This is a genomic window from Leisingera sp. F5, assembly GCF_001593695.1.
In genome coordinates this window covers 86,361-105,742 of the sequence record NZ_LUKH01000006.1, presented here as the reverse complement: position 1 = coordinate 105,742, position 19,382 = coordinate 86,361, and the positions used below count along the sequence as shown (strand labels likewise).

At 62.8% G+C, this 19,382-nt stretch carries 18 protein-coding genes; 7 read left to right on the top strand and 11 right to left on the bottom strand.

The features are described 5' to 3' along the window. Window positions 1-10: 10 nt before the first annotated feature. The 5 genes from A2I95_RS05405 to A2I95_RS05385 form a co-directional block, all read right to left on the bottom strand. The gene (locus A2I95_RS05405; protein ID WP_291728607.1) at window positions 11-1,582 is read right to left on the bottom strand and encodes a Ppx/GppA family phosphatase; all 1,572 of its coding nucleotides are present in this window, start codon (window positions 1,580-1,582) and stop codon (window positions 11-13) included. Window positions 1,583-1,634: 52 nt separating this feature from the next. Next, window positions 1,635-2,354, bottom strand: coding sequence for a DnaA/Hda family protein (locus A2I95_RS05400; RefSeq protein ID WP_291728606.1), 720 nt, complete (start codon window positions 2,352-2,354; stop codon window positions 1,635-1,637). A 5-nt stretch (window positions 2,355-2,359) separates the two neighbouring features. Continuing rightward, window positions 2,360-3,448 carry an AI-2E family transporter gene (locus A2I95_RS05395; protein WP_291728605.1) on the bottom strand — a complete coding sequence of 363 codons (1,089 nt, stop codon included), beginning with the start codon at window positions 3,446-3,448 and terminating at the stop codon, window positions 2,360-2,362. A 312-nt stretch (window positions 3,449-3,760) separates the two neighbouring features. After that, window positions 3,761-4,738 carry a 2OG-Fe(II) oxygenase family protein gene (locus A2I95_RS05390; RefSeq protein WP_291728604.1) on the bottom strand — a complete coding sequence of 326 codons (978 nt, stop codon included), beginning with the start codon at window positions 4,736-4,738 and terminating at the stop codon, window positions 3,761-3,763. Next, entirely contained in the window at window positions 4,735-6,099 is a 1,365-nt protein-coding gene (locus tag A2I95_RS05385) for an FAD-dependent oxidoreductase (RefSeq protein WP_291728603.1), read from the bottom strand. Before A2I95_RS05385 ends, A2I95_RS05390 begins: the two co-directional genes overlap by 4 nt. Window positions 6,100-6,341: 242 nt before the next feature. On the opposite strand from A2I95_RS05385, the gene A2I95_RS05380 reads away from it, so the two are divergent. The 3 genes from A2I95_RS05380 (at window position 6,342) to proS (ending at window position 10,007) form a co-directional block, all read left to right on the top strand. After that, on the top strand, window positions 6,342-7,943 hold the full coding sequence (locus A2I95_RS05380) for a BCCT family transporter (protein WP_291728602.1): 1,602 nt from the start codon (window positions 6,342-6,344) through the stop codon (window positions 7,941-7,943). A 222-nt stretch (window positions 7,944-8,165) separates the two neighbouring features. Further along, window positions 8,166-8,459, top strand: a complete 294-nt coding sequence (locus A2I95_RS05375; protein ID WP_291728601.1) for a hypothetical protein — start codon at window positions 8,166-8,168, stop codon at window positions 8,457-8,459. A gap of 192 nt (window positions 8,460-8,651) precedes the next feature. After that, entirely contained in the window at window positions 8,652-10,007 is a 1,356-nt protein-coding gene (gene proS, locus A2I95_RS05370; RefSeq protein ID WP_291728600.1) for a proline--tRNA ligase, read from the top strand. 83 nt (window positions 10,008-10,090) lie between these two features. Here proS and A2I95_RS05365 read toward each other — a convergent pair whose 3' ends face one another. Both A2I95_RS05365 and A2I95_RS05360 read right to left on the bottom strand, forming a co-directional pair. Next, complete coding sequence (locus A2I95_RS05365; RefSeq protein WP_291728598.1) at window positions 10,091-10,579, bottom strand: HPP family protein; 489 nt, start codon at window positions 10,577-10,579, stop codon at window positions 10,091-10,093. A 221-nt stretch (window positions 10,580-10,800) separates the two neighbouring features. Then, window positions 10,801-11,904: a spondin domain-containing protein gene (locus A2I95_RS05360; protein ID WP_291728596.1), complete on the bottom strand. Its 1,104-nt coding sequence runs from the start codon at window positions 11,902-11,904 to the stop codon at window positions 10,801-10,803. Between the two features lie 406 nt (window positions 11,905-12,310). Here A2I95_RS05360 and A2I95_RS05355 point away from each other — a divergent pair, with 406 nt between their 5' ends. The 3 genes from A2I95_RS05355 (at window position 12,311) to A2I95_RS05345 (ending at window position 14,802) form a co-directional block, all read left to right on the top strand. Then, window positions 12,311-13,597: a lipoprotein-releasing ABC transporter permease subunit gene (locus tag A2I95_RS05355; protein ID WP_291728594.1), complete on the top strand. Its 1,287-nt coding sequence runs from the start codon at window positions 12,311-12,313 to the stop codon at window positions 13,595-13,597. After that, window positions 13,590-14,273 (top strand): ABC transporter ATP-binding protein, encoded by a 684-nt coding sequence (locus tag A2I95_RS05350; protein WP_291728592.1) that lies wholly within the window; start codon window positions 13,590-13,592, stop codon window positions 14,271-14,273. The genes A2I95_RS05355 and A2I95_RS05350 overlap by 8 nt, the downstream gene beginning before the upstream one ends. Before the next feature lie 208 nt (window positions 14,274-14,481). Beyond that, window positions 14,482-14,802 (top strand): polymer-forming cytoskeletal protein, encoded by a 321-nt coding sequence (locus A2I95_RS05345; RefSeq protein ID WP_291728590.1) that lies wholly within the window; start codon window positions 14,482-14,484, stop codon window positions 14,800-14,802. Between the two features lie 71 nt (window positions 14,803-14,873). On the opposite strand, the gene A2I95_RS05340 is transcribed toward A2I95_RS05345, so the two are convergent. From A2I95_RS05340 to A2I95_RS05325, 4 genes are all read right to left on the bottom strand, one after another. Further along, window positions 14,874-15,308 (bottom strand): DMT family transporter, encoded by a 435-nt coding sequence (locus tag A2I95_RS05340; RefSeq protein WP_027259436.1) that lies wholly within the window; start codon window positions 15,306-15,308, stop codon window positions 14,874-14,876. A 149-nt stretch (window positions 15,309-15,457) separates the two neighbouring features. Further along, window positions 15,458-16,138 (bottom strand): hypothetical protein, encoded by a 681-nt coding sequence (locus tag A2I95_RS05335; protein ID WP_291728586.1) that lies wholly within the window; start codon window positions 16,136-16,138, stop codon window positions 15,458-15,460. Between the two features lie 18 nt (window positions 16,139-16,156). Further along, window positions 16,157-16,813, bottom strand: a complete 657-nt coding sequence (locus tag A2I95_RS05330) for a DNA-3-methyladenine glycosylase I (RefSeq protein WP_291728584.1) — start codon at window positions 16,811-16,813, stop codon at window positions 16,157-16,159. Between the two features lie 27 nt (window positions 16,814-16,840). After that, window positions 16,841-17,605 carry a hypothetical protein gene (locus A2I95_RS05325; RefSeq protein WP_291728582.1) on the bottom strand — a complete coding sequence of 255 codons (765 nt, stop codon included), beginning with the start codon at window positions 17,603-17,605 and terminating at the stop codon, window positions 16,841-16,843. A gap of 823 nt (window positions 17,606-18,428) precedes the next feature. On the opposite strand from A2I95_RS05325, the gene A2I95_RS05320 reads away from it, so the two are divergent. Next, window positions 18,429-19,370, top strand: a complete 942-nt coding sequence (locus A2I95_RS05320; RefSeq protein ID WP_291728580.1) for an SIR2 family protein — start codon at window positions 18,429-18,431, stop codon at window positions 19,368-19,370. Window positions 19,371-19,382: the final 12 nt, after the last annotated feature.

The window sequence follows — 19,382 nt, the reverse complement described above, 5'->3', positions numbered from 1 at the left end:
AAACGGGATGTTACTTCTCTGATATCAGCGCGGGCTTGCTGAAGGACAGCACCACTTCTGCCCCCAGCGTCTTGCCCAGTGACTGCAGCCGGGATTCAGCCACCTCGCCGTACAGCGGCCGTGACGCGTCCGGCAGCTCGGCATGCAGAATGCGTTTGCGCGGCTGCCAGCGCAAGGATCCGATATCGCCGCTGCTGGTCAGCATCAGCATCGCGCCGAACCGCATCGCCTTGCCCAGAACTTCGGCCTCATGCTGGCCTTTCTCATCCAGCAGCGCGTAGAGATGCTCAAAGGCGCTGCCCTGCCGTTTGTTGCTGTAACGGTGCAGCAGCGCCAGCCCCAGAAACACCCGTTCGGAATGCTTCAGCCCGCCCAGATTGGCGCGGGTGGCATTGTCGAAACAGACCTCGGCGCGGTAGTCGGGATGGGCGCGCCAGCTGACGTCATGCAGCAGGCAGGCCGCCTTGACCAGCCGCCGTTTGCTGTGCCGTGCACCGCTGAACAGCGGGCTGACGAATTCATACAGAGTGCCGCCGAACCCGGGCACGCGGGCGTCCTTGGCCTCGGCAAAGCGCGAGGCCTCAATCAGCGGATCGCGGGCGCGCAGACGCTGCGGCATCTGCTCGTACAGCAGCCCCTCGCGGATGCCATAGCTGGAGACGGCGATGTCTTTGGGCTTGAAGGTCTTGACCAGCCGGGTCAGCACGTCGATGGCATAAGGCACCAGTGACATCCGGCTGGAGGAGATACCGCAGGCGTCGCGCAGCTTGTCCAGATTGCGGGTCTCGATATAGCGGGCGGTTTCGCGCACGTCCTTGGCGGACATCCGGTATTCATGCAGCACCTTCAAGGGATAGCCGCGCCGGTGCATGTCGATGCGGGCAATGGCGCGCCAGCTGCCGCCGACCAGGAACAGCCGGTCGCGCTGCGCGCCCATCTCGCCTTTCAGCTGTTCGATCACCTCTTTGATATGCGCCTTGCGGCCGCGGCGCCCGCCTTTGATGTCGCGCAGCTTCAGCGGCCCCAGCGACGAGGTCAGCCGCCGCCCCACGGTATTCTCCTGGATCTCCGCCAGCTCCATTGACGAGCCGCCGATATCGCAGACCAGCCCATAGGCGCCGGGCCAGCCCAACAGCACGCCTTGCGCCGACAGCCGGGCTTCCTCGCGCCCGTCAATGACGTGGACTTTGAGGCCCGTCTCGCGCAGCACCTCGGCACAGAATCCGGGACCGTCCTCGGCGTCACGCACAGCCGCGGTGGCGACGGCAGACAAGGGCGGCAGCCCCATGCCCTTGGCCAGATGCTGGAACCGGCGCAGCGCCGACAGCGCCCGCTCGCGGCCCTCGGGGTTCAGCCGGCCGCTCTCGGACAGGCCGGCCCCCAGCGCGCACATGATCTTTTCGTTATAGAAATAAGCCGGGCTGCGGGCGGCGCCGTCGAACACCACCAGCCGGACCGAGTTGGAGCCGACGTCGACCACCCCCACCCGCGACAGCGCCCGGGCTCTGGGGTCATCAAAGATCGGGCGGCCGAAGGGCCCCCAATCGGCATTGGCGGCGGCGGGGTCCTGGGTCACGTTCATGAGGGCTCCGTCTGGCAATCCGCGGTCAGGATGATTGAAGGGAAGGCAGCGGTCAACCGCTTGCAGATGCGTCTTTTTCCGCGGCCTCTTCTGTGGCTTCCTGGCGGATCTCGGTCAGCACCCGCACCGCCAGCGGCCGGGACAGGCTGCGTTTTTCCGCCAGTGACAGCCGGTCCAGCCGCCCGACAATCCGCGCCGCGGCGGCGAATGAGCGGTCCATATGCGCCACCAGATAGGGAATCACATCCGGCTTCGGGGTGATCTGGCGGTCGTTGAACAGCTTGGCCAGCACCACCGCCAGCAGCTGGTCGTCCGGCGGCTGCAGCTCGGCATGGGTGGCGGCCTGCACCCGGCTTTGCAGGTCGGGAAGGGTCAGCCCCCAGAGGTTCGGCGCGCCGCGGCCGGTCATCACCAGCGCGTGGCCCTGTGCCAGCACCAGATTGTGCAGATGGAACAGCGCGTCCTGCTGCGCCTGGCTCCCAGCGATCTGCGGCACGTCCTCAACCGCGATGGGGCTTTGGGCCAGATCCGGCACGGCCTCGGCGGTCAAACGTTCTGCACCGATGATCCGCGCCCCGGTCTGGCTGGCCCAGACATGCACCAGATGGGTTTTGCCCGCGCCGGCAGGGCCGGTCAGCACCAGCTTGCCGCTGGGCCAGGCAAAGCCGGGGTCCAGCAGCGCCACCGCCATCGCGTTGGAGGGCGCCACAAAGAAATCATCCCGCCCCAGCGCAGGTTTCGCCGGGAGGTCAAAGCTCAGCTGCTGTGCCATGTGCCTTATTCCGCCCCTGCGTCCTGCTTTACGGCACTGGGATGGCTTTGCCCCTGATAGAGACGGCTGTCCAGGTATTGCTCAGTCAGGAAGCGGGCGACGACCCCCAGCGCGGCGGCCACAGGCACCGCCACCAGCATGCCGACAAAGCCAAAGAGCGCGCCGAACACGGACAGCGCCAGCAAGAGCCACACCGGATGAAGCCCGACCGAGCCGCCCACCAGCTTTGGCGTCAGGAAGTTGCCTTCAGCGACCTGGCCGATGGCAAAGATGATGCCGACAAGCCCGATCGACACCCAGTCGCCCCAGAACTGGAACAGCGCCAGGCCGATTGCCAGCGCGCCGCCGATGAGGGCGCCAAGGTAGGGGATGAAGGTGATCAGCCCGGCGATAAAGCCGACGGCAAGGCCGAAGTTCAGCCCCACCAGCATCAGCGCCACGGCGTAATAGGTGCCCAGGATCAGGCAGACCATGCCCATGCCGCGGATAAACGACGCCAGAACCGCGTCGATCTCAGACGCCAGGCGGCGGATCACCGGCTGATGATCACGCGGCAGCAGTTCATCAATTCGGGCGACCATCCGGTCCCAATCCAGCAGCAGATAGACCGCCACCACCGGCACGATGACCAGCAGCACCACAATGTTCAGCACCGAGACAGCCGAGCCCAGCACCGATTGCAGCACACCCACTGCGCGCGACTGCAGCGTCTGCATAAAGGAGGTCACCGCCTGATGGATGCGGCTGTTTTCCTCAAAGACCGAAGGAAAATGCTCGGACGCAAAGGCGCGGGCATCGCGCAAGAGCTGCGGCAGCACATTGGCAAGATCGATCATCTGCGAGATCAGCGTTGGCACCACCAGCAGCAGCAGCAGCAGGAACACCAGCAGCGCGCCGACGGTGATGGCGGCGGTGGCAGCCGTGCGGCTCATCCCCCAGGCTTCCAGCCGGTCGGCAATCGGGTCGATCATATAGGCAATTGCCGCACCCAGGATAAAGGGCATCAGCACACCGCCAAGCGCCCACATCACAACGGCAAACACCGCCGCAGCGATGCCCCAGTATTTGAACTGTTTCTTTGCTGGTAGCGCCATGGTCCGACAATCCGCCCTTTATCCGTTTGGTTCAGGATCTTGGCGGCCAGTCTTCCCTGATGGGGCCGGGGCTTGCAAGGGCCGTGCGCAATTCGCCTGTGGGCAAGGCGGGGATAAGGCGGAAAAGGCCGGGGGCAAGTGGTGGAAGGTTTCTGCCCGGCCGGCCGGTAAGGCTTTGCTTCAACCACAGTGTGATGTGAAAAAACGGCTGAGCCGTAAGGAGTTGAGGGCAGCACCCGTCCGCGGGTGAAAGCGAAGCGCCCGCCCATGGGGGCGGACGGGCGCTGCCCGGCCTATCGGCCAGGCGGTGTTCTAGCTGTGAATCGTGCCCAGTTCCGGCGTATCGGCGCCTGCGTCTTCGTCCGGCCAGTTGGTGCGCCAAATCTCGGTTGACCAGTGGCCGCAATGGACCGCGGGGCGGTCGAACCCTTCCACCGGCGGCAGCAGCGGCTGTACCACCACGTCATGGCGGGGCACCGCGAAATAGGGGAAGGAGTAGCGCTCCCGCCCGCTTTTGTTCACCACCCGGTGCGGGGTCGAGACCAGCCGCCCGCCGGACCACAGCTCCAGCATGTCGCCGATATTGACGACAAAGCCGCCGGGCGGGCAGGCCGGCGTTATCCAGCCGCCATCACGCGCCTGCACTTCCAATCCGCCCACCGGGTCGGGCGCGATGATGGTCAGCGCGTCGGTGTCCTTGTGCGGATGGATACCAAAACCTTCGTCTTCCGGCGCCTGCGGCGGGTAGTGCAGCAGAGTCATGTTGGTGAGCGGCGTCTCAAACGGCTGCTGGAACTGCGCCGGGTCCAGGCCCAGCCCTTCGGCCAGCGCCCCCAGCAGCAGGTGGAACACGCCGTCAAGCTGCGCCCAGTAGCCCAGGATCACCTCCCGCGCCTGCGGCACTTCCACCGGCCAGCGGTTGGGGCCGTAAAGCGGGCAGGCGGCGCGGATGGGGTCGTCCGCTGCCACCTCATGGTGCAACTTGTAACCCTCGTATTTGTCTGCGGTTCCAGACCCGTCGTTCGGTGTGAAGAAGCCCATCGGGATGTAGCCACGGTAATTCTCCCGGGTAATCGACTGATCCCATTTGGAGTTTTCTTCCACGGCAAAGATTGCCCGTACCGCTGCGCGCACGTCCTCCACGGTTTCCGGCGCCACGCCGGTGCCGGTGACCGACAGGAACCCGATATCCTCTGCCGCTGTCTGAATGGCGCGGATGGTCTCGTGCCGCTGCGGGTGATCCGCCTCGCACAGGGGCGAGATGTCGATGGTGGGAATGGCCTGCGTCACAAGTACCTCACGCCCTGGCGTTTCAGCTCGGCTTGCACGTCCGTGATGTTCACCGCGCCGAAGTCGCAGCCCGCCTTGACCGACAGTGCGGCAGCAATCCCGGCACCTTGCCCGGCCACGGCGCAGCAGGCCATGTTGCGGGTGGCGGCATGGGCGATCTTGTCTCCACCAATCGCCCGGCCGGTGACCAGCAGGCCCTCGACGCCCTTGGGCAGCATTGCGCGATAGGGGATCTGCATGTAACGCCCGGTGGTCGGCAGGATCAGCACCCCGTAGCCGTCGATGAACTCCGGGTAGATGCCGATGGTGTCCTCGAACCGGCCCTGATGCCGTGTCTCGTCCTCGGTGATGTTGTGATGGGCGTCGATCTTGCGGGTGTCGCGGATGCCGATGGTCATGCCGAAGTTGCGCAGCCGCGCGCCTTCGCAGCCCGGCGTATAGGCGCGCAGGGCGTCAATCGCGTGCATCGCCTGTTTGCGGCCCTCAATCTCGCCCTTGGTCATACTGTCCGGATCAGTGCCGTCGATCCCGGCCAGATGCACCAGGTTCATATAGGTCATCTCGCCCGAGTCATGCACCGCGCCCCAGGTGCCGCCGATGGTATTGAGATGCGCCGGGATCACCCCGTCGCGGATCGCCTGGCCAAAGGGTTTTGCCAGGAAAGGAGAGTACATATCGTCCTCTTTCCCTGAGGTCTCCACCTGCCATTCGCCGGTCGACCAGTTGGCATAGGTCTGCGGATCGGCTTTGACACCTTCCATGAACTTCTTCTTGTCGACGCCGGCAATGTGGAACATGACGGAGGCTGCCTGCATCTGCTCCACCGGGGTTTTCACGCAAGGCGCGCCCATCATATGGGCAATGTCGGCGTCACCGGTGGCGTCGATCACCCGTTTTGCCAGAATGGCCTCGCGGCCTGCCTTGCTCTCGGCAATAACACCGGTGATCCGGCTGCCCTCGCGGATCGGCGCCACGAAGACCCGGTGCAGCATCGGGTGGATGCCGGCCTCCTCGACCAGCCTGTCGGCAACCAGCTTGAACCCCTCGCTGTCCAGCTCATAAGACAGCGATTGGCTTTCGGGCACTGCGGCGCCCATCGCCTTGGCGCGCTCCTCGAACTCCCAGCCGATGCCGCCGGCCTCCACCGTCTCCTTGTGCCGGTACCAGGCAAAACCCTCGACCCCCACGGCGGTGATATTGCCGCCGAAACAGCCGAAGCGGTCGAGCAGCGTAACCTCCACCCCCGCCCGCGCCGCCGCCAGCGCCGCCGCCAGCCCGCCGGGGCCGGAGCCCACCACCAGCACTTCGGTTTCATGAATGACCGGAATCTCGCGTGCCGGCTCGGTAATGGTCTTGGCCACGTCTGTCTCTCCCTTGTCCCTGCTGAGGGCGATGTTTCCGGTAACAATTTCGAATCTTGAACGACGGTTCAAGTTCTTTTACGCCATGATGCCGCAAAAACGACATCTGCGCGGGCAAGCGGAACCGGTCCCTCTGCGCGATCTGCCGCCTGCTGCCATGGCAGGCTTGGACGCCGGATTAGGTAATTCCGGCATTTAATGCGACACTTGCGGGATAGTTGACGAGTATAAGGGGAGGCGTCATGCCAGAGACAAAGAAAATGCTCGATCCCGACCCGAGGGTCTGGGACTTCGAGACGGAACATGAACTGGGACAGGACAACATCCGGCCGTTCGGTCTGGATATCCATAACCCTGTCTTCCTGATCTCAAGTGTTCTGATCGCGGCTTTTGTGCTGATTGCGCTGGCCAATCAGGAAGCCGCGGCGGCCTTTTTCGGCTGGCTCCGGCCCTGGCTCACCAGCACCTTCGACTGGTTCCTGGTCTTGTCGGTGGATGCCATCACCTTGTTCTGCCTGGCGCTGATCGTGCTGCCGGTCGGTTCGGTCCGGATCGGCGGCCAGGATGCGACGCCGGACTATTCCTACGCCGGCTGGATTGCGATGATGTTCGCGGCCGGCATCGGCATCGGCCTGTTGTTCTTCGGCGTGCTGGAACCGGTTTATTACAACTTCTCCGAAGGCGGGGCCGCCCGGCCTCTGAACATCGACATCACCCAGCCGGGCAATGAATACATCGGCATTGTCGGCACCATTCACCATTGGGGTCTTGAGGGCTGGGCGGTCTATGCCGCGGTTGGCCTGTCGCTGGCGATCTTCTGCTACAACCTCGGCCTGCCGCTGACCCTGCGCTCGGCCTTCTATCCGATCCTGGGCGAACGGGTCTGGGGCTGGTGGGGCCACGCCATCGACACGCTGGCGGTCTTTGCCACCCTGTTCGGGCTGACCACCTCGCTGGGTCTTGGCGCGCAGCAGGTTGCGGCCGGCCTCTATGAGGTCTTCGGCATCGAGCCGTCCCCGACGGTTGTTGTCCTCTTGATCATCGGCATCACCGCAATTGCGCTGGGCTCAGTGCTTATGGGCATGGATGCCGGCGTCAAACGCCTGTCGGAGATCAATATGGTGATGGCGGTCGGACTGTTCATCTTTGTCATTCTGGTGACGGGGATCGGCGCTGCAATTTCCCGCTATTTCAACGTGATGGTGGATTACGTGCTGCTGCTTCCGGCGCTCTCAAACCCGTTCGGGCGTGAGGACACAAGTTACTTCCACGGCTGGACTACCTTCTACTGGGCCTGGTGGATCGCCTGGTCGCCCTTTGTCGGCATGTTCATCGCCCGCATCTCCAAGGGCCGCACGGTGCGCGAATTCGTGCTGTGCGCGCTGATCGCGCCCACCGCGGTCTGCGCGCTGTGGATGTCGACCTTTGGCGGTGGCGCCATCGACATGTTGAACGCAGGCGGCGCCGAAGGCGTCAAGGCCACGGTGATCGACAGCTACAAACCCGAGGGCGCGCTGTTCGGCTTCCTGAAGGAGCTGCCGCTCTATTCCATCGTGGCTCCAGTCTCGCTGGTGCTGATCGTGATCTTCTTTGTGACCTCATCGGACTCCGGTTCACTGGTGATCGATACCATCACCGCAGGCGGCAAAATGGATGCGCCGGTGATCCAGCGGGTGTTCTGGTGCACGCTGGAGGGTCTGGTGGCGATTGCCTTGCTGCTCGGCGGCGGCCTGTCGGCGCTGCAAGGTGCTGCGGTCTCGACCGGCATCCCGTTCACGCTGGTGGTGCTGATCATGTGCTACTGCCTGTGGCTGGCGCTGCGGGCTGAGCGGGCGAAGATGTAGGCTACGTCAAAGCGTAAGTGAAACTTCTGCGGGCGTTTGGGCGCCCGCAGTTACTTTGGGAGCGTGAGGGCACGAGTGTTTGCCTCTTGCGCGTCCAGCGGGGAGAAATGGCACCTTGGCATCAAGGTTGGGGGCGGTTTCTGCTTCGCCCAATCTCCTAGTTTGACTGCACGCAGAATATGTTACATTGCGGAATTTGAGTTTCTGGAGGAAAGGTGTCAATTGACTAGGCTCTCAGATCGGTTCGGCGAAAAAGTCCTGCAGCTTGTGGAGAGATTTCTTCCCCATAAGCTCTCTCCTAAAGATATGAAGTCACTTCAGGATGCAGGCTTTGCAACGCTGTTTCTTGGCGGTTTTGCAGCCATTGGTGTGGTTCTGGAAGGTGATAATTTTCTTGCAAACTTGGTAAGGGAAAACCTCCCTTCGGAAGTCACCTTAGGGTTCGTAGATCCTGCCTTCGCAGTTATCGTTCTTTTTTGCATTTGGGGTTACACAGCGTACCAAATCAAACGTTAAACCGTGGTTTGCACTGCAGCTATACCCGCCCAGAAAAGCTCAAGAAGTCGTGGCCAGCGATTTTCCTCGTACGATGCAGACTGGCTGGCGTAACTTCTCCAATTCGAAAGCTCAGTTCTCCCCACTTGCCCGCACCCCCATCACCCACTAAACCGGGCGGGAACTCGAACCCACATCACCGATGGAGCCAAGATGCGCCTGTCCCGCTATTTTCTGCCGGTTCTGAAAGAGAACCCCTCGGAAGCCCAGATTGTCAGCCACCGGCTGATGCTGCGCGCCGGGATGATCAAGCAATCCTCCGCCGGGATCTATTCCTGGCTGCCCTTGGGCTTCAAGGTGCTGAAGAAGATCGAAAGCATCGTCCATGACGAACAGATCCGCGCGGGCCATATTCCGATGCAGATGCCGACCATGCAGTCCGCCGACCTGTGGCGCGAGAGCGGCCGCTATGAGGCCTATGGCCAGGAAATGCTGCGCATGAAGGACCGGCATGACCGCGACATGCTGTTCACCCCAACGGCGGAAGAGCTGATCACCGACATCTTCCGCGCCCATGTCAGCAGCTACAAGGACCTGCCGCTGACCATGTACCAGATCCAGTGGAAATTCCGCGACGAGATCCGCCCGCGCTTTGGCGTGATGCGCGGCCGCGAATTCTACATGAAGGACGGCTACAACTTCGACCTGACCAAGGAAGACGCGCTGCACGCCTACAACCGCCACCTTGTCAGCTACCTGCGCACCTATGAGCGCATGGGGCTGCAGGCGATCCCGATGCGGGCTGACTCCGGCCCCATTGGCGGCGATGACACCCATGAATTCCTGGTGCTGGCCGATACCGGCGAGTCGGAGGTGTTCTATGACAGCGCCGTCACCGATCTGACCTTCGGGGACCGCGAGATCGACTATGACAGTGTTGAGCAGTGCCAGGGCGTGCTGGAGGAGTTCACCTCCAAATACGCCCGCACCGACGAGACCCATGACGAAGCCCTGTTCAACCAGATCCCCGAGGAGCGCCGCCGGGTGGCCCGCGGCATCGAAGTGGGGCAGATCTTCTACTTCGGCACCAAATATTCCGATGCGATGGGCGCAACCGTGCAGGGCCCGGATGGCAAACCCGTTCCGGTCCACATGGGGTCCCACGGCATTGGCGTGTCACGTCTGCTGGGCGCCATCATCGAAGCCAGCCATGACGACAAGGGCATTATCTGGCCTGAGGGCGTCACCCCGTTCCACTGCGGTATCGTCAACCTTAAGCAGGGCGACGACGAGGCCGATGCAGCCTGCAACCAGCTTTACGCTGCGCTGACCGCGGCCGGGCTGGATCCGCTCTATGATGACCGCAAGGAACGGGCAGGGGGCAAGTTTGCCACCATGGACCTGATCGGCCTGCCGTGGCGCATCACCGTCGGCCCGCGCGGGCTGAAGAACGGCGTGGTGGAGCTGACCTCGCGCCGGACTGGCGAGAGCGAGGAGCTGTCGCCGGAAGAGGCCGTTAAGAAGGTGGTTGCAGTCTACAAAAAACACCCGACCGGACGCGGTTTCTGATCCGGGCCAGAGATTGGAAAAGAATAACCCCGCCGGCGCTGCCCGGCGGGGTTATTCTCTAGGCGATTTTCAGGCTGGCGTGATTAGCTGTGTTTCAACGGATACTCATGCCCGGCCAGGCGGTGGAACAGCGCGGCGATGGCGACCAGGGCCACCGCGCCGGCCAGCACCGGAAACAGCAGGAAAGAAAGTCCGGGATCGGCTGCAAAAACCACCAGCGGATCAGCGCCTGCAGGCGGATGCGTCAGCCGCAGCGCTGCCATCACTGCAATTGCCAGCCCCACGGCCAGCGCCAGCGCCCACCAGGTTTCCGGCAGTACGGTATTAAGGCCAAGACTGATAGCAGTGGCCAGCAAGTGGCCGCCGACCACATTTGCAGGTTGCGACAACGGGCTTTGCGGCACTGAGAACAGCAGCACGCAGCTGGCACCGAAGGGGGCGATCAGCAGCAGCAGATTGGCGTGGGCCGTAAGCAGGGAAAGTGCAGCAATTGCCAGGAAGGCGCCCAAACCGGCGGTTATCACACTCCGCAGCGATGGATACGGCAGCGCGCGTTTGAAATACTTGTCCATGTTGTCCCCGGTTTCTTGAGAGGCGGCAAGCAGCCCGTTAAAGCCTGCAGGCAGGAGGACGCAAGGCAATATCCAAATCCGGCATGAACCTGCGCGGCTCCGCCTGCCTGCCTGCCGCCAGACGGCCTGGGACCAAGAGGTTTGACAAACTCTTGGTAAATCTTTTCTGCAAAAGATTTGTGCCCCCGCCTGCGGGCGGGGGCTTTGCTCAAGGCCTCTGTTCAAAGGATATCGAAATTGGCGGCGCTCAGGTCGTCAAACTCCACGCCGCGCAGAACCAGCGCATCGCCATCACCGAAATTCAGCACAGTGTTTGCGCCGCGGCTGCGGGCAAAACCAGCCAGATCCTCAAAGCTCTCAACCCCGTCAACATCCAGTGAGATCAGGTCGTCTTCGGCGTTGAACCGCAGAATTCGGTCGCGCCCGTCACCGTCTTCGAAGATGAACGTGTCATTGCCGCGCCCGCCTTTCAGCACGTCCCGCCCGGTGCCGCCGTCCAGCGTGTCGTTGCCGCGGCCGCCAAACAGCACATCGCGGCCCGCACCGCCGTCCAGCTCGTCCCAGCCGCCGCGGCCCAGCAGGATATCGCGGCCGCCGCCTGCGCTGACCAGATCGTCAGCTGAGGAGCCGCGGATGAAATCAAAACCTTCGGTGCCTTCGGTCTCGCGGTACTCATTGATGTGGATATCCGCAATCCGGGCACCAGGGCGGGTAAAGTCAGCGGTCTCGGGGTCGATAAAGGCGCCGGCTGCGTTGGTGCCGCCCAGGATGCGGCCTTCGCCCTCCGGCAGGAAGCCCTCATGCAGGGTGACCACACCGTTTTCGTCCACGCCGGTGTCCGGCGCGGTCTGGTTCAGGAAGGCGGCGTCTTCTTCGGTGTTTTCCTCGGTGCCCGCATCCAGCACGCTGCTGCCGTCAAAAGTAATGTCCTGGGCGCCCAGGAAATTGCCGTCCGCGTCGAACAGCTGCACCCCCTGGCCGGTGCCGACGAATGCATCGTTGGACGGCAGCAGCATCGCTGCCAGAGAGATGTAGCCGTTGGAGGCGCCGTCGATGCTGATCTCTGCCACGCCGGTTTCGCCGGTGGCCAGCGGGCCGCCTGCGCCCAGCACCGCACCGGTCACGGCATCACTGTCCAGCGCCTCCACCTCGGCGTTGATGGGGGCAAAGTTGCCGTCCTCGGCCAGCGCCTCCAGCCCGGCCGAGGCGGCTTCGTTCCGGTTGTAGAGGTCAAAGCTGCCGTCATGGGCGGCAAACCAGAACGGCGTCAGAAAGGTGCCGCCCTGGGCAGAGGTGTTGGTGGCAACAATGCGGATATCAGTCATGGGGTGTCCTCAAATTGAAATGACGTGAGGGCACCCTGGGGCGGGAAATTCTGTTCGCATAGCTTTGCGCCCTTCACGGAAGTTCAACTGGAGGCGACCTTGCCGTGAGGTCACGCGAAGGTCATTTGGGTTAATGGCGGGAGGGGGTTCCGTTGCCGGAGCTAAGGTTTCTGCGGGGCGCAGCGTTGCCGGAATTTTTGAAAATTCCGGCCAATTTTCTTGCAAGAAAATTGTCTGCCGCCCGAGGGCGCAACGCAGGGCGCCGTGCGGCGCCGTCCGGCAGGCGAAGCTGCGGCAAGCCCGGCGGCGCCAGCAGCAGCGGAAAAAGGGCCGGACCGGCAACCACACCTTGACCCCGGGCGCCCGGCAGCACAGGTTGCAGCAAAATTTCCGGGCAGGACAGCATATGGCCACGACACCTCCGCCGTTTTCACGATTTGAATGGATCATCGCCTGGCGGTACTTGCGGGCCCGCAAGGCCGAAGGCGGGGTCAGCGTGATGACCTGGATCAGCCTCATCGGCATCACTCTGGCGGTGTTTGCTCTGATTGCCACGCTGGCAGTGCGGTCGGGCTTCCGGTCGGAATTTGTCGGCACCATTCTGGGCGCCAACGCGCATGTGACGCTCTATTCCTATGGCGAGGTGACCGAGGCCGGAGTGCTGGACCGTTCGCTGAAAGACTATCAAGCGCTGGCTGAAACGGTGGCCGCGGTGCCCGGCGTTACCCGGGCCGCCCCCCTGATCAAAGGGCAGGTGATGGCCAACCGGCGCCAGCGCAATGCAGGTGTCGAGGTGTTCGGCATCTCAGCGGCTGATATTCAAGGCATCCCCGGTGTCGCCCAAAGCGAGGAAGCCGTGGGAGACCTGGCGCGTTTTGAGGACGGCATCGCCATCGGTTCCGGCGTGGCCCGCGAATTGGGGGTGAGCGTGGGTGATAAGATCAAGCTGATCTCCCCCAACGGGGTCAAGACCGCCTTTGGCACCAGCCCGCGGGTCAACGCCTATGAGGTGGTCTATGTCTTCACCGCCGGGCGCTGGGACATCGACCGCACCCGCGTTTATCTGCCCTTTGCCGAGGCGCAGGGGTTCTTCAACCGCGAGGGCGTGGCGGATGAGATCGAGGTGATGGTGGAGGACCCGGAAGAGGTTGATGCCATGGCGGCTGCAATTCTGGGGGCCGCAGGCGGCACCGCAGGCGTGTGGACCTGGCGGGATGCCTCGGGCGGGTTCCTGCGGGCGCTGGAGGTCGAGGACAATGTGATGTTCATCATCCTGTCGATCCTGGTGCTGATTGCGGCGATGAACATCGTCTCGGGTCTGATCATGCTGGTCAAAAACAAGGGCCGCGACATCGGCATCCTGCGCACCATCGGCCTGAGTGAAGGATCGGTGATGCGGGTGTTTTTCATTTGCGGCGCCTTTACCGGGGTGCTGGGCACGCTGTTCGGCGTGCTGCTGGGGTGCCTGTTTGCGCTGTACATCGATCCGATCTTTTCGTTCGTGAACTATCTGATGGGCGGCGGCGTCTGGGATCCGTCGATCCGCGGCATCTATGCGCTGCCGGCCGAGCTGCGGCCAGGCGATGTGCTGTCGGCCGTTGGCCTGTCGCTGGGGCTGTCGTTTTTTGTGACCATTTTCCCGGCCCGCCGCGCGGCGCGGCTGAACCCGGTGGAGGCGCTGCGCTATGAGTGAGATCACGCTGGAGCTGACGGGGATCAGCAAGTCCTATCTGCAGGGCACGCCCGGCCAGGTGAATGTTCTGCGCGGTGCCGATCTTACCTTGCAGGCGGGTGAGGTTGTGGCGCTGGTGGCGCCGTCGGGCGCGGGCAAGTCGACGCTGCTGCATATCGCGGGCCTGCTGGATACGCCGGACGCGGGCGAGGTGCGGATTGCGGGCGAGGATATCACCCGCAAGGGGGAGCGCCGCCGCACCCGGGTCCGGCGCCAGGAGGTGGGGTTTGTCTACCAGTTTCACCATCTGCTGCCCGAGTTCACGGCGCTGGAAAACATTGTGCTGCCGCAGCTGGCCAATGGCGCTTCGCAAAAGGCGGCAGCGGTGCGGGCGGCGGATCTGCTGGGCACTGTGGGCCTCGCTGGCCGGGCCGATCACCGCCCTGCGGCCTTGTCCGGCGGCGAGCAGCAGCGGGTTGCGTTTTGCCGCGCGCTGGCCAATGCGCCGCGGGTGCTGCTGGCGGATGAGCCGACCGGGAACCTGGACCCCGGCACCGCTGACCAGGTGTTTGCGGCGCTGATGGAATTGGTGCGCGGCACCGGTCTGTCGGCGCTGATTGCCACCCACAATCTGGAATTGGCCGCGCGGATGGACCGAAAGGTGAAGCTGCAGGACGGGCTGCTGGTGGCGATGTGAGCAAATTGCGCCTTTGCGGCGCAAGGCCTTCGGCGAGAGTATTTGCAAAAAGATGAAGGCGGTGGAGAACGGCAGCAAGCGGCGGCAGGCGGAAGTTTGCCGGGGGCATCAGGCCCGGGCTATGGCCGGGGGCGGCGGTTTGCTATCAGGTGTTCAAACCGGGCCCGGCAGGTTAGGCTGGCCGGGAATGCGCAGAAAGGGCTGAGACGTGGTGAACTCCGTAATCGAAAAAGATGTGACTGTTGAGGGCAACATCACCTCCAGCAAAGGCAGTGTCGAGGTCCGGGGCCGGGTGGTCGGCGATCTCTCGGCGCAGGCGGTGACAGTGCATCAGGGCGGCACGGTTGACGGCGCGCTGAGCGCGCAATCTGTGACCGTTGAGGGCAGTTACAGCGGCAAGATCCAGTGCGAGGACTTGCGGCTGGCGGCAAGTTCGCAAGTGAAGGCGGATGTGTCTGCCCAGAGCATGGCCACCGAAAGCGGTGCGCAGGTGGAAGGCACAATCCGGATCGTCGGCAAGAAGGGGTAGGGGCAGGCAGCGGCCTGCCGTTGCAGTGCTGTGCGGATATAGCGAAAGTTTCCGCACCGCCCCTGCCGGCGTCACGCGATCTGGGTGATCCAGACCCCTAGCGCCATCACCGAAATGCCTGCCGCGCGTGTCAAGGTCAGCGGGCTGACCTGGGCGCCGAACCAGCCGAAATGGTCGATTAGTGCAGCCGAGATCAGCTGGCCGATCAGCACAAAGAACACCGCATTGCCAACGCCGAAATGCGGCGCCACATGGGTGATGGACAGAACGTAAAAAGCCACCAGAACACCCGCCAAAAGCAGGTGTTTCGGTGCCGCCGGGATTTTTGCCAAGGCCTGCGGTCCGGCGATCAGGCAATAGATAAGCGTCGAAATCAGCGCAATCAGGAACAGTACAACAGCGGCTGAGGCCGGGGAGCCGATCAGCTTGCCTAAGGCCGCATTCAGGGCTGCCAGCACCGGGATGCCAAGGCCGGCGGCCAGCATGATGAGGGCGTATTGTGTCATGGGCCTGTGCCTTTCATGGTTGCAGGGCTGTTCTGGACGCATTCGGCCCGCGGGGACAAGTGCTACGTTGCGGCGCCGGAATCCGGCGCGGATCCCGGCTCTGAAAAATTGATTTTTCAGGGCCGTTTTCATTGCATGAAAACGGCGGGTCAGTCGCAGATGCCGCGCAGTTCAGCGTCTTTCCAAGGCAAGTAGACATCACTTTCGCGGTTTTGCGGCAGGGCGCTGACCGGCATGGCGGCCGCCAGCATCCCGTGCAGCCGGCGGGTTCGCGCCGCCTGCGGGGCCAGGGCGCGGCAGCAGACGTATTCTTCGATGATGGCGCCTTGCTGCTCAAAGCCATAAGTGAGGAAATCCGGCTCGCCTTCCAGGTCGAACAGATAGGGATCGCGGCGGCCGCCATGTTCGGCAGCCGCGCGCAGCGGGTGGTAGCCGGTGCGCTTGCGGTTCTGCCACTGCCAGACATGGGTCGCCTCATGCGCCAGCAGCATCGCCTCGACCAGGTGCAGCTTGTCCGGGTAGTCCGGCAGGTAGTTCTCCGTGTACCAGGCCCGGACAAAGAAGATGCGGTTGAACAGCGCGACGGCAGCGGGAGAGGAGGTGACGACCTCGTCCGTGACAGGCGGCAGGATGCGCTCGCGGCAGGTGACGCGCGGGCGCTGTGTGCGGCGGAAGGTGATGGCGGCAACCGGTGCGCCCTTTACAATGCGGACCTTGCCGGCGTTCAGGCTGGACCCGTGCAGCCCGGCCAGATAGGCGCGCTCGGTCTCTGTCAGCGGACGGCCGCAGGCGGAGAGAGCCAGCAGGGCAAGAAGCAGGACGCGGATCATGTCTGCATTGCCATCCGGTCAGCAGCTCATTGCCAGCACGCGGCTGATTTCGGTCAACGTGCGGCCCGATTGCTCCATCCAGGTGTTGAAGGCGGCTTGCACCGCTTTCATGGCGGTTTTGGAGGTTGCGGGCTTGTCGATCACCCCTTCGGCGATCAGGCGGGCGGTGACGTCCCGGGACAGGATGAAACTGTCGCGGCCGGCAAAGCGCATGGCGTATTGGCCGGTGTTGCCGCCCAGGCGGGCGCCGCGTTTTTTGAGCATTTCCAGAAGCCCGGTATAGTCGGCAGAGGGCCAGCCGCCAAGCACCTGGCCCGCGCCGCCCTCGTCACGCAGCTCCATCAGAAAGGCGGCGTTTTCGCGCACGGTGGCAAGCTTGGCGCCATTGCGGACCACGCGGGTGTCGCTGAGGATCCGGTCGAACTCATCCTCCGGCATAAAGGCGCAGGGGCCGGGATCGAAGCCGTGGAAGACCTCCTCGAAGCCGTCCCATTTGGCCTCGATCACTTTCCAGTTGAAGCCTGCCTGAAAGATGCATTTTGTCATCACCGAGAGCCAGCGGTCCTCCGGCAGATCCGCCGTCTTGGGGTCGGGTTTGGTGAGTTTCTCCTCCAGCGCCGCGGGGCCGCCGTGGCGGTCTGCGGAAATGGCGTGGATCTCGTCAAAGCTGCGCATGGCGGGTCCTTTTGGCGTCGGTTCAGGTTAGCGGGGCCGGCGCAGCTCGACAATGGATTTGCCGAGGCGGAAGGGGGCGGCAAAGCTGACAAGGCAGAGCGCGATGATCTGCAGCACCAGGATATGGGCGTTGTCCTGCAGGTATTCCCATTCGTCCTTGAGCTTTGCGACATGGGCGACCAGATCGTCATAGGCCCGCGCGATGATCAGGAAATCGCCGGCAATAGCGGGCACCTTGCGGCGCATGTTGTCGACCGCTCTTTGCGCGGGGTCGTCGAGCGCGGTGAAGACCAGAAACGCCTCAGGGTCGAAGGCGCTGGCCTGGGCCTCCATGTCCTTCATCTCGTCCATCCCGGTGCGGGAGGTGCCGAACAGGAAGCTGAGGCCCTGCAGCGGTGCGACCTCATCTGTGACCGCGATGAACAGTGGCAGTTCGGCGTTGCCCGCGGTGGAGGCGGAGAGAAATTCGACCTTTTCGCAAAGGACTGCGATGTCGGCGTCATAGGCGGGGTCGCAGAACCGCAGGCGGAAGCGGGCGGCGTCGCGGTCGAAGGCCGCCGTTGCGGCATAGGCGATGTCGATCTGGCGTTCGAGTTTGGAGCTGTCGGCGGCGTAGATGCCGGAAATGACGGCGACCAGCGCGCCAAAACCGCCAAGGACCACCCACACGAGGTCCGCCAGTTTCCAGGCGCGGTGGCCTGCCGGTTTGCGGAACAGGAAGGCGGTGCCGATGAAGCCGGTGAGGAAGAACAGGATCAGCAGGGGCAGCTGGTTGTCCGCGATAAAGGCCATGGCTGTTTCCCTGATGTGAGTGGCTGGCCTAACCATAAGAAGGGAAAGCGGTTTCAGGCAACAGCCCTCACGAAGCTGTCACCGGGACGCGGGTCTGGCCGGGCGGGAGGGGGTCTCCGTCCGGGTGGCTGGCTGTTTGGGGCCGGGGGGCCGTTTTGATGTGCGGCCGTGCCGTGCAGGCTGGGGTAGAGGTGGCGGCGCCGCCAAGGACCCGGATGGGCCGGAGGCGGAGGGCCGGGCAGGGGGTCGCAAGCCCCCATGTCCGCTCGAAAGCTCTCGGTCTGCGGAGAACCCCTGCACCCAATGAAGGAGGTGGTGGTGGGGCTCCCGTATCTCCTGGTGGTGCGGGGTGTCAGTCCGCACCGGTTTGCCGCGACGGATTGGAGTATGGCAGGCCCGGGTTAAGGGCGCGCAAGCGGGGCGTGCGGTGGATCGGGGTTTGGCGCAACGCCCTTGACCGGGGCGCTTGCCGCTGATGTTGGATGCCTCCCCTCTCGGCGGCAAAGCCGCCTGCCGGGCAGGGGGCGGGAGTATTTGGCAAAGGTGAAAGGGGGGGCGGTGTGCCCCTTTGGGACGTGGGGCGATAGCCGCACGGCTTGCGCCTGACCTTCCCGTCATACCGGAGGCATGCTTTCAGCATGACGAAGGCGCATTCGCGCCCTCCCAAGGTCAGGCGCGGGCCTTGACGGGGGAATGAATGCAGAGGTAATCAGCGAATGATTGTATTCACACTCAAAACGCTGACGGGAAAGGGCTAGAATTGAGGAAGTTATACGTTTTTGGGAACGGGCTCGGGCGGGCGTTGTCCAACGAAGATTACAGTTTGTCTAAGGCCCTGCAAACAGCATGGGATGACAATGTGGTTCTTTCAGTCGAACAAAAGCAGTTGATCCATCAGTGCCTACCAGAAGATGTAATTGAGAATGATGTTTTAGTTGCTCCCCAAGGTGAGGACCAATTGGACAAGTTGCAGCGTGTTCTTGCGGCGTGTGATGAAATTTCAAAAGTAGAAGTCGCCGGAGGCGTAGGTTGGCTAAACAATACTGGAAGAATTTTTCCTAGTGCGATTAGGAGTTATATTCACCGTGCAGCGACCTATTTTCATCAACTTGAGCACGCTCTCCCAAATGAGTTTGTAACGTCTTTGATTGAAAGCGTAATTGGTACTGGAAGCCATATCGCAACGCTAAATTATGATGAGCTTCTATACCGTTCATTTATTGGAAGTGATCTTTTTGCACCGAGGCATCATCTTATTGATGGGTTTCAGCACCAGTTTGCCGAAGAAAATCTGGAGCGCTTTCGCCCCGCGAGCCAAGGTTTTTACTTACACCTTCATGGTAGCCCTTTGTACTATACCGATGACCAAGGCGCCATTAGGAAGACAAACTTGGCTGGTGTTAATACCTTAATCGGCCATTCGTCTACCCATCTGGTATTAACGCATGTTGCTCATAAGGCAGCTGTTATCGCCTCAAGCCCATTGCTGCGCGCTTTTTGGGTTGCACTTGAAACGGCGATGGCGGAATCCGATGGCGTTGTTTTGCTTGGCTACGGCGGAGAAGACCTTCATCTGAATAGTTTGATCAGTCGGTATTTTCGAGAAAAGCAGGTTGAAATTGTCGTGCGGGACAAACCTGAGTATCAAGTTGACAACGGCTCTGGAGCGGCTGCGACGTGGAGCGCGAAACTGGGCGTGAAAAAAACGTATCTGTGGAGACCTCAGGGCATTCTGGACCACAGAGAGTGGCAGTGGTCAGAGTAATTGAGGGGGAGC

Excerpts from the sequence above, each read along its gene's own strand:
- A2I95_RS05405 (WP_291728607.1), bottom strand. The coding sequence starts at position 1,582 with ATGAACGTGACCCAGGACCCCGCCGCCGCCAATGCCGATTGGGGGCCC.
- A2I95_RS05400 (WP_291728606.1), bottom strand. The coding sequence starts at position 2,354 with ATGGCACAGCAGCTGAGCTTTGACCTCCCGGCGAAACCTGCGCTGGGG.
- A2I95_RS05395 (WP_291728605.1), bottom strand. The coding sequence starts at position 3,448 with ATGGCGCTACCAGCAAAGAAACAGTTCAAATACTGGGGCATCGCTGCG.
- A2I95_RS05380 (WP_291728602.1), top strand. The coding sequence starts at position 6,342 with ATGCCAGAGACAAAGAAAATGCTCGATCCCGACCCGAGGGTCTGGGAC.
- proS (WP_291728600.1), top strand. The coding sequence starts at position 8,652 with ATGCGCCTGTCCCGCTATTTTCTGCCGGTTCTGAAAGAGAACCCCTCG.
- A2I95_RS05365 (WP_291728598.1), bottom strand. The coding sequence starts at position 10,579 with ATGGACAAGTATTTCAAACGCGCGCTGCCGTATCCATCGCTGCGGAGT.
- A2I95_RS05360 (WP_291728596.1), bottom strand. The coding sequence starts at position 11,904 with ATGACTGATATCCGCATTGTTGCCACCAACACCTCTGCCCAGGGCGGC.
- A2I95_RS05355 (WP_291728594.1), top strand. The coding sequence starts at position 12,311 with ATGGCCACGACACCTCCGCCGTTTTCACGATTTGAATGGATCATCGCC.
- A2I95_RS05350 (WP_291728592.1), top strand. The coding sequence starts at position 13,590 with ATGAGTGAGATCACGCTGGAGCTGACGGGGATCAGCAAGTCCTATCTG.
- A2I95_RS05340 (WP_027259436.1), bottom strand. The coding sequence starts at position 15,308 with ATGACACAATACGCCCTCATCATGCTGGCCGCCGGCCTTGGCATCCCG.
- A2I95_RS05335 (WP_291728586.1), bottom strand. The coding sequence starts at position 16,138 with ATGATCCGCGTCCTGCTTCTTGCCCTGCTGGCTCTCTCCGCCTGCGGC.
- A2I95_RS05330 (WP_291728584.1), bottom strand. The coding sequence starts at position 16,813 with ATGCGCAGCTTTGACGAGATCCACGCCATTTCCGCAGACCGCCACGGC.
- A2I95_RS05325 (WP_291728582.1), bottom strand. The coding sequence starts at position 17,605 with ATGGCCTTTATCGCGGACAACCAGCTGCCCCTGCTGATCCTGTTCTTC.